General features: G+C 60.2%; 16 protein-coding genes. 4 read left to right on the top strand and 12 right to left on the bottom strand.

Annotated elements, in window-relative coordinates:
* Window positions 1-80: 80 nt before the first annotated feature.
* From ACTJK7_RS01675 to ACTJK7_RS01655, 5 genes are all read right to left on the bottom strand, one after another.
* Window positions 81-1,118: a DNA topoisomerase IB gene (locus ACTJK7_RS01675; RefSeq protein WP_323150680.1), complete on the bottom strand. Its 1,038-nt coding sequence runs from the start codon at window positions 1,116-1,118 to the stop codon at window positions 81-83.
* A gap of 73 nt (window positions 1,119-1,191) precedes the next feature.
* Window positions 1,192-2,271: a molybdenum ABC transporter ATP-binding protein gene (gene modC / locus ACTJK7_RS01670; RefSeq protein ID WP_323150679.1), complete on the bottom strand. Its 1,080-nt coding sequence runs from the start codon at window positions 2,269-2,271 to the stop codon at window positions 1,192-1,194.
* A 3-nt stretch (window positions 2,272-2,274) separates the two neighbouring features.
* Complete coding sequence (gene modB, locus ACTJK7_RS01665) at window positions 2,275-2,955, bottom strand: molybdate ABC transporter permease subunit (RefSeq protein WP_108562166.1); 681 nt, start codon at window positions 2,953-2,955, stop codon at window positions 2,275-2,277.
* A complete protein-coding gene (gene modA / locus ACTJK7_RS01660; RefSeq protein WP_064381385.1) occupies window positions 2,956-3,711 on the bottom strand; it encodes a molybdate ABC transporter substrate-binding protein in 756 nt (251 codons plus the stop codon).
* Between the two features lie 174 nt (window positions 3,712-3,885).
* The gene (locus ACTJK7_RS01655; RefSeq protein WP_440779577.1) at window positions 3,886-4,947 is read right to left on the bottom strand and encodes an NAD(P)H-dependent flavin oxidoreductase; all 1,062 of its coding nucleotides are present in this window, start codon (window positions 4,945-4,947) and stop codon (window positions 3,886-3,888) included.
* 215 nt (window positions 4,948-5,162) lie between these two features.
* On the opposite strand from ACTJK7_RS01655, the gene acuI reads away from it, so the two are divergent.
* Window positions 5,163-6,146, top strand: coding sequence for an acrylyl-CoA reductase (NADPH) (gene acuI / locus ACTJK7_RS01650; RefSeq protein WP_323150678.1), 984 nt, complete (start codon window positions 5,163-5,165; stop codon window positions 6,144-6,146).
* On the opposite strand, the gene ada is transcribed toward acuI, so the two are convergent.
* From ada to ACTJK7_RS01625, 5 genes are all read right to left on the bottom strand, one after another.
* Complete coding sequence (ada, locus tag ACTJK7_RS01645) at window positions 6,147-7,220, bottom strand: bifunctional DNA-binding transcriptional regulator/O6-methylguanine-DNA methyltransferase Ada (RefSeq protein WP_108562162.1); 1,074 nt, start codon at window positions 7,218-7,220, stop codon at window positions 6,147-6,149.
* Between the two features lie 88 nt (window positions 7,221-7,308).
* Window positions 7,309-7,971 carry a DNA oxidative demethylase AlkB gene (alkB, locus tag ACTJK7_RS01640; RefSeq protein ID WP_064381394.1) on the bottom strand — a complete coding sequence of 221 codons (663 nt, stop codon included), beginning with the start codon at window positions 7,969-7,971 and terminating at the stop codon, window positions 7,309-7,311.
* Window positions 7,972-7,976: 5 nt separating this feature from the next.
* Entirely contained in the window at window positions 7,977-8,690 is a 714-nt protein-coding gene (locus tag ACTJK7_RS01635; protein WP_064381396.1) for a 2OG-Fe(II) oxygenase, read from the bottom strand.
* Window positions 8,691-8,781: 91 nt separating this feature from the next.
* A complete protein-coding gene (locus ACTJK7_RS01630; protein ID WP_170928922.1) occupies window positions 8,782-8,952 on the bottom strand; it encodes a hypothetical protein in 171 nt (56 codons plus the stop codon).
* 34 nt (window positions 8,953-8,986) lie between these two features.
* Window positions 8,987-9,289, bottom strand: a complete 303-nt coding sequence (locus ACTJK7_RS01625) for a DUF1883 domain-containing protein (protein ID WP_039768744.1) — start codon at window positions 9,287-9,289, stop codon at window positions 8,987-8,989.
* A gap of 210 nt (window positions 9,290-9,499) precedes the next feature.
* Between ACTJK7_RS01625 and ACTJK7_RS01620 the strand changes: the two genes are divergently transcribed.
* Window positions 9,500-9,856, top strand: a complete 357-nt coding sequence (locus tag ACTJK7_RS01620; protein ID WP_064381402.1) for a hypothetical protein — start codon at window positions 9,500-9,502, stop codon at window positions 9,854-9,856.
* 73 nt (window positions 9,857-9,929) lie between these two features.
* Entirely contained in the window at window positions 9,930-10,160 is a 231-nt protein-coding gene (locus ACTJK7_RS01615; RefSeq protein ID WP_011334337.1) for a hypothetical protein, read from the top strand.
* A 2-nt stretch (window positions 10,161-10,162) separates the two neighbouring features.
* Here the strand turns inward: ACTJK7_RS01615 and ACTJK7_RS01610 are convergent, their stop codons facing one another.
* Together ACTJK7_RS01610 and ACTJK7_RS01605 are read right to left on the bottom strand one after the other, a co-directional pair.
* Window positions 10,163-10,459 carry a hypothetical protein gene (locus tag ACTJK7_RS01610; RefSeq protein WP_064381403.1) on the bottom strand — a complete coding sequence of 99 codons (297 nt, stop codon included), beginning with the start codon at window positions 10,457-10,459 and terminating at the stop codon, window positions 10,163-10,165.
* Between the two features lie 140 nt (window positions 10,460-10,599).
* A complete protein-coding gene (locus ACTJK7_RS01605; RefSeq protein WP_041475286.1) occupies window positions 10,600-10,788 on the bottom strand; it encodes a hypothetical protein in 189 nt (62 codons plus the stop codon).
* 247 nt (window positions 10,789-11,035) lie between these two features.
* Here ACTJK7_RS01605 and galU point away from each other — a divergent pair, with 247 nt between their 5' ends.
* On the top strand, window positions 11,036-11,875 hold the full coding sequence (gene galU, locus ACTJK7_RS01600; RefSeq protein WP_039768735.1) for a UTP--glucose-1-phosphate uridylyltransferase GalU: 840 nt from the start codon (window positions 11,036-11,038) through the stop codon (window positions 11,873-11,875).

The following is an 11,875-nucleotide window of genomic DNA, read 5'->3' as shown; positions in this document are numbered from 1 at the left end:
TTTTGAAGGCTTAGTTGTTCACTTCTGCGGTCGTCCTGGAAAGGTAGGAGGGCGTAGCCTAGTCGAGACAGCCGAAGGCTTCAAGTCGCGTCAGCCTGTTCGACCATCCGTTCAAGGAACAGCGCCAGCGCGACTTCTTCCTTGCGCAGGCCTTTGCGGATGCGTGGTTTAGGCAGTTCTGCCAGCGCTCCGAGCATGAAATGTTCGACCACCGCCGGGTGGATGTAGCATTTGCGACAGACCGCCGGCGTGTTGCCCAGTTGCCGCGCAACTCCCTTTACCATCTCGACTACATGTCGCTTGGCTTCGGCTTCGGATTCCCATTGCAGCTCCCGCAGAACCGCCAACGCCAGAGCGCTGCCGGCCCAGGTCCGGTAATCCTTGGCGGTGAAGTCCGCCCCGGTCAGGTTTTGCAGGTAGGCGTTGACGTCGGAAGAGCTGACGGTGTGCCGCTCGCCGTTTTCATCCAGATACTGAAACAGGTTCTGCCCCGGTATCTCAAGGCAGCGCTTGATGATTCGCGCCAGGCGCCGGTCCTTCACCGTGATCTGATGCTCGATACCGCTCTTGCCGCGAAACTGGAACAGGATCGCGCTGCCGTTGACCTCGACATGCCGGCTGCGCAGGGTCGTCAGGCCGTAAGAGCGATTGTCCCGCGCGTATTGCGTGTTGCCGACGCGGATCAGCGTGGCGTCGAGCAGCGTGATGACCGTTGCCATGACTTTATCGCGGCTGAAACCGGGCGAGGCCAGCAATGCCTCCAGCTGTTTGCGCAGTTTGGGCAGCGCAAGACCGAATTCGCGCAGACGCGAATACTTGTCCGCATCACGCACTTCGCGCCAACGCGGGTGATAGCGATATTGCTTGCGTCCACGAGCGTCGCGACCGGTGGCTTGCAGATGGCCGCGCGGGTCGGCGCAGATCCATACGTCGGTGTAGGCGGGCGGAACGGCCAGCGAGTTGATGCGCTTGATCTCGTCAGGATCGGTGATGCGCTGGCCTTCGGGATTGAAATAGGCAAATTTTCCGCGCAGTTTTTTTCGGCTAACACCGGGCTGGGTGTCATCGACGTAATGCAGATCCGAAGGCAATACCTCGGTGAGCGCAGTATCGGGCATGGTGGATTTCCTTCGCGGCAGATCAGGCTGTTAAAGCCATTGACCGCACGCCATGACGGTCGTGCCCGCGGATTTACGCCAGCACCGCGACGGCCTTGATCTGGGCCCACAACGACTGGCCCGGATGCACGCCAAGCTGATCCCGCGAATAGCGAGTGATGCGCGCCAGCAGCGGTGTGCCCCCGGCATCGAGACGAATGAGTACGTGCGCGGCGTTATCGGCCGGCTGTTCGCTGACGACCGTGACCGGCAGGCGATTGAGGATGCTGCTGAATTCGCTGTTTTGCAGGGTCAGGCTGATGTCGCGCGCATGTACCTTGCAACGCAGTCTCTGGCCCGTCGTCATCGGCGCGTGGGTCACGCGAATGTTCAGTGACGAGTCCGGCAGTTGCAGGGTGAGCAATTGATAGTCGGCATCGTAGCCACTGACCTGGCCTTCGATGATCACGCCGGCGTTATTGTCCATGGCCAGGGGTAGGTCGAGTCGCGCCAGGGTTTCGCCAATCGGGCCGCTGGCCAGCGCTGTGCCGTTGCTGAGCAGCACCAGATGGTCGGCGAGCCTGGCCACTTCGTCCTGCGCATGGCTGACATACAGGACGGGGATTTCCAGTTCGTCGTGCAGGCGTTGCAGGTAGGGCAGGATTTCGCCTTTGCGCTGACTGTCGAGGGCGGCCAAAGGCTCATCCATCAGCAGCAGTTGGGGGCTGGTCAACAGCGCGCGGGCGATGCCGACACGCTGACGCTCACCGCCGGATAAGTTTTGCGGGTGACGATCGAGCAAGTGGCCGATCCCCAGCAGTTCGGTGGCTTGGGTCATGTCGACCCGGCGCTGCGCCTTGGGAATGCGCTTGAGGCCGAACTGCAGATTGGCCAGCACCGACAGATGCTCAAACAGGCTGGCTTCCTGAAACACATAGCCGAGCGCGCGTTTGTGCGGCGGCACGAAAATGCCTTTCTCGCTGTCCTGCCAGATTTCGCCATTGATGCGGATAAAAGCCAGCGGCGCGCGTTCGAGCCCGGCGATGCAGCGCAGGCACGTGGTCTTGCCCGAGCCGGACTGCCCGAACAGCGCAGTCACGCCGCGACCGGGCAGCTGCAGGTCAACATCGAGGCTGAAGCGCGGCCAGGCCAGTTTCAGACGTGCATCAATCATCGATCAGCTCCAGCCCGCGCGGGTCTTTCGGCTGGAATACAGCGCCAGCAACACCAGAAATGAAAACACCAGCATCGCCCCGGCCAGCCAGTGCGCCTGCGCGTACTCCATGGCTTCGACGTGGTCGTAGATTTGTACGGAAACCACCCGGGTCTTGTCAGGAATATTCCCGCCGATCATCAGCACCACGCCGAATTCGCCGACGGTGTGGGCGAAGCCGAGGATTGCTGCAGTGATGAAGCCGGGGCGGGCGAGGGGAAGAATTACGCTGAAAAAGGTGTCCCAGGGATTGGAGCGCAAGGTTGCGGCCACTTCCAGTGGGCGGGTGCCGATCGCAGAGAAGGCGTTTTGCAACGGCTGCACCACGAACGGCATGGAATAGAGCACCGAACCGATCACCAGGCCGGTGAAGCTGAAGGTCAAGGTGCCAAGCCCCAGCCACTGGGTGAACTGGCCAATGAACCCGTTTGGGCCGAGCGCCAGCAACAGATAGAAACCGATCACCGTCGGTGGCAGCACCAGCGGCAACGCAACAATCGCGCCGATGGGGCCGCGCAGCCAGGAACGGCTGCGTGACAACCACAGGGCGATCGGCGTGCCGACAACCAGCAGGATCGCGGTGGTCAGAGACGCCAGTTTCAGGGTCAGCCAGATCGCCGCGAAATCGGCACTCGTGAGCGACATTTACAGCTGGTAACCGTAGGACTTGATGACCGCAGCGGCTTTCGGGCCTTTGAGGTAATCAACCAGCGCCTTGGCAGCGGCGTTGTCTTTGCCTTTGTTGAGGATCACTGCGTCTTGCTTGATCGGGTCGTGCATGCTCGCCGGAACGATCCACGCCGAACCGCTGCTGACCTTGCCATCCTTGTAGATCTGCGACAGCGCGACGAAGCCCAGCTCGGCGTTGCCGGTGGATACGAACTGGTAGGCCTGGGTGATGTTCTGACCTTCGACGATCTTGGCTTTGGTGGCGTCGGTCAGTTTCAGCTTTTCCAGCACCTGAGTGGCGGCCAGACCATAAGGGGCGGCTTTCGGGTTGGCGATGGACAGGTGCTGGTACTGGTTTTTCTTCAGGACGTCGCCTTTGGCGTCGACGTAACCTTCCTTGGCCGACCACAGTGCCAGGGTGCCGATGGCGTAGGTGAAGCGCGAACCTTTGACGGTGTCGCCTTCTTTCTCGAGTTTTTCAGGGGTGGTGTCATCGGCCGAGAGGAACACTTCGAACGGTGCGCCGTTTTTGATCTGGGTATAGAACTGGCCGGTGGCGCCATACGCAGCGACCAGTTTGTGCCCGGTGTCTTTTTCGAAATCGGCGGCAATCGCCTGGATCGGTGCGGTGAAGTTGGCCGCGACAGCGACTTGCACTTCATCGGCCTGTGCCGCGCCGATGGCGAATAACGCGAGCAGGGCAGGGGCAAAACGTGAGGCACGATTGATCATGTAACGGCTCCGTGGGTGGCAAGTGCAGTGGGCAGTTGTTATTGGATGGGAAGACTGCGCCGATGCGAGGGGGTGAAACGCTATATATAGAAATATATAGCGAAATGCCGTCAAACGGGAAGCACTGGATTAAAACCGGGCGAGGGCGCCACGCTCCTCACCCGTTCAGGTTCATCACCGGGTCAGTTTTGCCAGAGCGCCTTCAGCCAGTTGCCGGGTCAATTCGGCGGTGCCGAGGTCTTTGCCGAGCGTGAAAGCCTGGCCGGCCCATAGGTTGCTGAATTCGGCTTCGCCCTTCGCGCGCAGCGGTATCAAGGCCCCACCCGCCAGCGGAAAGGCAGGAGCCTTGTCCGACATCGGGCCCAGCTCGCGCATCACCCGATTGAGAATCCCCCGCGCCGGGCGCCCGGTAAACAGATTGGTCACCGCCGTTTCGCTTTCCTTGGCGGTGCGCAAGGCCTTGTGGTGCGACGCACTGACTTTCGCTTCCGGAGTAAACAGATACGCCGTGCCGACCTGAACCGCCGAAGCACCGAGCAGGAACGCTGCCGCCACGCCGCGCGCATCGGCAATCGCACCGGCGGCAATCACCGGCACACTCACGGCGTCGACCACTTGCGGCACCAGGGCAAACGTACCGACCTGGCTGCTCAGGTCGTCGCTGAGAAACATCCCGCGATGGCCGCCGGCCTCGTAACCCATGGCGATGATCGCGTCGCAGCCGTTTTGCTCCAGCCAGATCGCTTCGTCGACGGTGGTTGCCGACGAGATGATTTTCGCGCCGGTCGCTTTCACCCGATCCAGCAAGGTTTTTTCCGGCAGGCCGAAGTGAAAACTCACCACTTCAGGACGAAATTCTTCCAGCACTTCGCAGGCAGCCGCATCGAACGGCGCGCGGTTGGACACCGGCGTCGGTGCATCGAAGTCGACACCCAGTTCGCGATAGTAGGGTTCCAGCAGGTTTTTCCAGTCACGTGCCTTTTGCTCATCGGCGGCCGGCGGTTGATGGCAGAAGAAGTTGACGTTGAACGGTTTGTTCGTGCCCTGGCGAATGGTCTTCAGTTCTTCGCGCAGTTGCTCGATGGTCAGCATCGCGGCTGGCATTGAACCGAGGCCACCAGCGTTGCACGTAGCGATGACCATGGATGAGTTAGTGGCTCCGGCCATGGGGCCCTGGATGATCGGCAGTTCGATGCCGAACAGGTCAAGAATGCGGGTATCAGGCCATTGGCTCATGGAATAGCTTCTCCGACGACAAAACAGGGCAGGGACGGTAGCTGCCGGTTTTTTTAACGCAAAGCCAACCCCATGACCAGCACAGATTTGTAGCTTTTACAGCTGGCACCGGGTCGGCATTCGGGCCCGATTGGCTAAAGGTCGAGTGGGGCAAAATGTTGCGATGTGCTATTCCAGTGCCTCGACATCCTGAATTTCACCGGTAAGAGGCAGTCATGTTTAAAGGCATTGTGATCGATAAAGACGACAGCGGTTATCGCGCCAACCTGCAGGAAATCAGCGACGAGCAGTTACCGGAGGGCGATGTGACAGTGGATGTCGCTTACAGCACGCTGAACTTCAAGGACGGTCTGGCGATCACCGGCAGCAGCCCGGTGGTGCGCAAGTTTCCGATGGTGCCGGGGATTGATCTGGCGGGCACCGTCGAAGTCAGCTCACACCCGGACTACAAGGTTGGCGACGCGGTGCTGCTCAATGGCTGGGGCGTCGGTGAAAGCCACTGGGGTGGCCTGGCACAGAAAGCGCGATTGAACGGTGACTGGCTGATTCCGCTGCCCAAGGCATTCACCGCCGCGCAAGCCATGGCCATCGGCACCGCGGGCTATACGGCGATGCTGTGCATCATGGCACTGGAGCGCAACGGCGTGACACCGCAACAGGGCGAAGTGCTGGTGACCGGTGCCAACGGTGGCGTCGGCAGCTTTGCCATCGCATTGCTGAGCAAGCTGGGCTACCGCGTGGTCGCTTCGACCGGTCGGGTGTCGGAGCACGAATACCTGAAACAACTGGGCGCTGGCGAAATCATTGATCGCGCCACCCTGTCCGAACCCGGCAAGCCGCTGGCCAAGGAGCGCTGGGCGGGCGTTATCGATTCGGTCGGCAGCCACACGCTCGCCAATGCCTGCGCCAGCACCCAGGCCGAAGGCACCGTGGCCGCGTGCGGTCTGGCGCAGGGCATGGACTTTCCCGCCTCGGTCGCGCCGTTCATTTTGCGAGGCGTGACGCTGGTCGGGATCAACAGCGTGACCCAGCCCAAGGCCCGCCGCATCGAGGCTTGGGATCGCTTGGCGAAGGATCTGGATTTTGCCCTGCTGCCGCTGATCAGCCATGAAATCGGCCTCGGCGAAGCTATCGACGCGGCACCGAAGTTGCTGGCGGGGCAACTCCGGGGGCGGGTCGTGGTGGATGTGAATCGCTGATCACTGTCGGGTTTTGTCTTCGCGCTCGAGCAATTCTCGCTTGCGCTCCACGCCCCAGCGGTAGCCCGACAGATTGCCGTCGCTGCGCACCACGCGGTGGCAGGGAATGGCCACCGCGAGACTGTTGGCACCGCAAGCCTGGGCCACTGCGCGTACGGCTTTTGGCGAGCCTATACGCAGGGCGATGTCCGCGTAGCTGGCGGTGCTGCCGACCGGTATTTCCCGTAGCGCCTGCCACACCCGTTCCTGAAACGCCGTGCCGCGCACATCCAGCGGCAAATCCAGCCCTATGGCCGGCGTTTCAATGAACCCGACGACGCGCGCGATCAGTTGTTCGAACTCCGCATCGGCGCCGATCAGGTTGGCCCGGCGAAACTGGTCCTGCAGGTCGCACACCAACTGGTGCGGATCGTCCCCCAGCAGGATCGCGCAGATTCCGCGCTCGCTCTGCGCCACCAGAATGGCGCCGAGCGAGCACTGGCCGACGGCGAAGCGGATGTCGTTGTTCTGGCCGGCGGCCCGGAAGTCGCCGGGTTTCATGCCCAGCACCTGATCGGCCGCCTCGTAGAACCGGCTATTGGAATTGAAGCCGGCGTCATATAGCGCCTCGGTCACCGATCCGCCGTCCGCCAGACGCTGGCGAACCCGGCGCGAGCGATGCGCGGCGGCGTAGCCTTTGGGTGTAAGCCCCGTTGCGGCTTTGAAGACCCGGTGAAAATGGAAGGCACTCAAGCCGGCGGTCTCGGCGAGATCGTTGAGCGCCGGCAGGCTGTCCGACGCTTCGATCTGGCGACAGGCTGCCGCAACGGTAGCGGCGTGCTGCGCTGCGACTTCGGTCTGATCCTTGCTCACTCGTCTGCTTGGGCGATAGCCCGCGGCTTCGGCTTCTTCGGCGGTGTCGAAGAACTCGACGTTCTGCGGTTTCGGCAAGCGCGCCAGGCTGCTGGGGCGGCAATAGATGCCGGTGGTTTTCACGGCGTAGACAAACTGGCCATCCGCCCGAGGGTCGCGTGCCACGACAGCGGCCCAGCGCGGATCGTCTTCAGTGTTCAGCGAGGTGGGAAGCGTTTTCATGATGGAGAGTCCGTTGACCTGTTGAATGTCAGATTAACCAGTGCCACCAGCCGGCACACTCCGACCCTTGCGGTCAAACTTTGCAGGATTATCCAGCGGTGCGAAACGTGAGGTTGAAACGCTGTTCGCCAAGGCGCGGGTGGCGGCCAGGCTTGATCGGCAGGATGCCGTGATAGCGCAGTCGGTCGACACCGCCCCAGATCACCATATCGCCGTGCAGCAGCGAGATTTTCTGGCTCCTGTCACCTCGCGCGAAACCGCCGAACAGGAACGTTGCCGGCAAGCCCAACGACAGCGAAACGATCGGCGCTTCGTAGGCATTTTCGTCTTTGTCCTGATGTAACGACATTTTTGCGCCTGGGACATAACGATTGATCAGGCAGGAATCCGGCATGAAGTCGGCAAATCCGGCGCGTTTCGCTGCTGCCTGGGCCAGTTCGCGAAACACCTCGGGCATCGCTGGCCAGGGTTGATGGCTCACGGGATCTTCGGATGAATAGCGGTAGCCGCTTCGATCGGTGATCCAGCCCAGTGCCCCGCAACTGCTGGTGGCCACCGACATGCTGAAGCCCCCGGGCGTCATCATGTGGCGCAACGGGGCGCAGGCGATGATCGATTCCAGGGCCGGCAATAGCTGCTCGATTTGCGGCAGGGCAAAACCGCGCAGAACCCAGGATTGCTCGCCGATCTGTTCGGCGCGCCGAGGTTGTTCGGATTCTGTGTCGGCGAACAGGTCGAAGGTGGTTTGCATGATCGTCAGGTCGCGTCGTGGAAAATGATGCCCAGAGTATGCCGTGTTCCGCTGTGCAGTCGGCTGACGCCGTGGCGCATGGTCACCCGATAGTCACCGCGCACACCTTTGACCGGTCGCTGATTGACGGCAAAGATCAGCGCGTCGCCTTTTCTCAGGTCCATCACGAGTGGGCGCGACTGCATTCTCGGACGTTGCTCGGTCATGACGAACTCGCCACCGGTGAAATCAGCCCCGGGTGCTGACAGAAGAATCGCCACTTGCAGCGGAAAGACATGTTTACCGTACAGATCCTGATGCAGACAGTTGTAGTCCTGCGGACCGTATTGCAGCAAGAGCGGGGTAGGCCGCAGTTGACCGGCGGCATGGCAGCGCTCGAGAAACTCGCTGTGTCGCTCTGGAAAACGTTCCGGCAGACCCATTCGCTTATGCCAGCGGTTGGCCAGAGGCACGAGCCGTGGGTAAAGCGCGCTGCGCAGGCGTTCCACCACGGGAGGAAGCGGATAGCGCAGGTATTTGTATTCGCCGCGCCCAAAGCCGTGGCGGGACATGATCACTTGTGACCGAAACGGTTCGCTGTGCGGGTAAAGCGCACTCAACCGATCGCAGGTCTGCGGACGCAGCAGCGTGCGGATGACGGCGCAACCGTCGTGATCCAGTTGCTGCTCCAGGGCAATCCAGTCGAGCGCTTCGAGCGGGGAGGCGGGTGAGGGTGACATGCTGATTCCTTGGCTCACATTCAGGTATCAGTCTGAGCCGTTCACCCGGCTGGAACACTCCGTCGCTTGCGGTCGAATTGTCACCCGGTTCTTACAGGGCCTTGCTGACGCTGATGTCGCTGATCACATCGTTGCTCTGGCCGTGCAGAGCATCCAGTGCTGCCTTGGCTTCTTCCGGCGTGCCGTTTTCCAGTTGAGCGAACTCGAAGCGGCGCTCACCGTTGAGTTTGTACTTGATCACGTATTTGGTCGTCTGGGCCACGTTGATGCTTACCTGTCTGCGTTGGCGGAATCGCTCAGCTGAGTTTGGAGCTCGAGCGGCGAATGATCTTGATCGAGTGTGTCAGCGTCGGCTTGCGGGTCACGCTGATCGCCCGGCGGCTGACGGTGTCGATGGTGATGTTCCAGAAACCGGTGCTTGGGGCCGTGATGCGGGCCGGGAACGTGTCGAAAGCACCGCCGTGATAGGTGTGGCGGCCGCCATTCTTGAAGCTGCGGAAGTTGGCGTCGTTCATTAAACGGATATTGCAGGTTTGCGAGCATTGAATGACGACGATGTCGTCTTCGTTGAGGTGCTCGCGCTGGTGAATGAATTTCATGGGCGCCTCCAGAAGGGCTTTTTCTACAAAATCAAAACGATAGCATTGTCGATTGGCGCAGTTTATCAGCCCGGACGGGTTATTATCCGGCCGTCGGGCGCCGCTTTGACAATTAAAAACAGATATTCACGTTTCATGTGGGTTTAATACAGCTGGCCTCGGAGAAAAACGGCATTCGTGCTGTCGGAAGGTCTTTATTGGAGGTTTTGTATGAAGTGGGGTGTGGTGATTCTGCCATTGGCATTGGCAATGGGTGGTTGCGCAAGCGTTTCGGAAATCAATGAAACCCTGCCGACCATGAACGTCATTTCCGGCAAGAAACCCCATGAATATGCTCAGTGCCTGGCCGAAAAGCTGTCCAGCAGCCGGGGCGCCTTGCAGGTGGAGCGGCACAAGGATGAAGTCAGAGTGATCGTTCCGGGCAAGCTGGGGTCAGGCCCGGCTGCGGTGTTCGACATCGAGGATCGCTCGGGTGGCAGCAGTATCAAGTTGCATGAGCGGATGTCCAATGTACCGCTGCGCCCCTGGGATGTGCGCAAAGCCGCCACGGCCTGCATCTCCGGCTGATAGACTGTCGGCCGTCAGCATTTGATGCCGTCACAGCGTTGCTGAGGCGGCATTCTCATTTCTGGAGAAGTGAATGAAGAGAGAGCAGGTGCGGGAGCGACACAAGGAAGGGCTCATTGCGGCGACCCATGTGATCCAGAACCCGGCGAATCCGGGGGAGTGGATCGTGTTTTTCAAGAAAAGCGCCGGTCGCAGTTATTTCCTGGTCGACGATAACGACGAAGTCGAATCCTTCAACCGGCTCGACGACCTGATCGAGGTCGTGCGCGGGTTGGGGATCAAGTTCGCCGAAATTCACATGTAAGGCTATTTACACACAACCACCACGCTGCGGTTTTTGTAGTTGCCGACGTCGACGCCCAGCGTCTTGTCGCTTTCCTTGGGTGCTGGTGTGCCGTCGGTGCCGACGATGCGATAGCCGGTCCCGGCACAGGACGCATCAGCCTTTTCATAACAGCTGGCCCAGGAATTGGCTTCACCGGAGCAGTCGATGCTCAAGCCTTGTTCGCCGTTGTTCAGGTAGGTGGTCTGCGAGGTAGCGCAGCCGGCCAGGGCTGCGAGCGCAATCAGGGGCAGGCAGTTGATGAAGTGGCTTTTTTTCATGGCAGTGTCGTCTTCGAGGAGGAGGGGGCTAGACGCTATGACAGCGCAGGCAGGAAAAGGTTATAGCGTTTGGCCACTTCTTTGTGCGCAGCCCAAAAAAAGCCCTGCGCGAAGGCAGGGCCGGGATTTGTCGTTGCCGATCAGTCTTGATCCTTACCGCGACGTTTCGGTGCTGCAGGCGTGTAATCGAGCACCGCGGCTACTTCAATCGCCATCGCTTCAGTGGGCAACGGCCCGGACACATCTTCGCCGTTGGCGGCAGTGATATGCCACTGGCCATCTTTCGCCTTGGCGACGGTGTATCCGTTGATGATTTTTGCTGCAGACATCTAGCGGCCTCGTTGGCTGGTTCAAAGGCCCCATGATAACGGTAAATCGGCAATTGGGCGCAGGTCGATGCGGCGTACCGAGATCTTTGGGCTAAGCTGATTGCGCAGCCTCTGTATGCGGATTGAACTATCCGCCAGATTATTTCTCTATGTTGACATCGGTTAGCCAGCGCGGGGCATTGTAAGGTGCACGCCGCCTGATTAGACTGCGCCGAAACTCGTACACACAGCCCTTTCAAGGACTTATATGATCAAGAAATGCTTGTTCCCAGCAGCCGGTTACGGTACTCGCTTCCTCCCAGCGACGAAGGCCATGCCCAAAGAAATGCTGCCGGTGGTAAACAAGCCACTGATCCAGTACGGCGTCGAAGAAGCTCTGGATGCTGGCCTGAACGAAATTTCCATCGTGACCGGCCGTGGCAAGCGCGCCCTGGAAGACCACTTCGACATCAGCTATGAGCTGGAAAACCAGATCAAGGGCACCGACAAGGAAAAATACCTGGTCGGCATCCGCAAGCTGTTGGACGAGTGTTCCTTTTCCTACACCCGTCAGACCGAAATGAAAGGCCTGGGTCACGCAATCTTGACCGGCCGCCCACTGATCGGTGATGAGCCGTTCGCCGTGGTGTTGGCGGACGACCTGTGCGTCAACCTCGATGGCGACGGCGTACTGACCCAGATGGTCAAGCTGTACAAGCAGTTCCGCTGCTCGATCATCGCCATTCAGGAAGTCGACCCGCAAGAAACCAGCAAGTACGGCGTGATCGCTGGCGAAATGATCCGCGACGACATCTACCGCGTACACAGCATGGTCGAGAAGCCAAAGCCGGAAGACGCGCCGTCGAACCTGGCGATCATCGGCCGTTACATCCTGACCCCGGACATCTTCGACCTGATCGAACAGACCGAGCCAGGCAAGGGTGGTGAAATCCAGATCACCGACGCCTTGATGAAACAAGCCCAGAACGGCTGCGTGATGGCCTACAAGTTCAAGGGCAAGCGTTTCGACTGCGGTGGTGCTGAAGGCTACATCGAGGCGACCAACTTCTGCTTCGAGAACTTCTACAAGACTGGCAAGGCTTACTGA

Origin of the sequence: Pseudomonas sp. 22085, from assembly GCF_052045815.1 — a bacterium.
Lineage (GTDB): Bacteria > Pseudomonadota > Gammaproteobacteria > Pseudomonadales > Pseudomonadaceae > Aquipseudomonas > Aquipseudomonas glycinae.
This window is presented reverse-complemented; position numbering and strand designations above follow the sequence as displayed.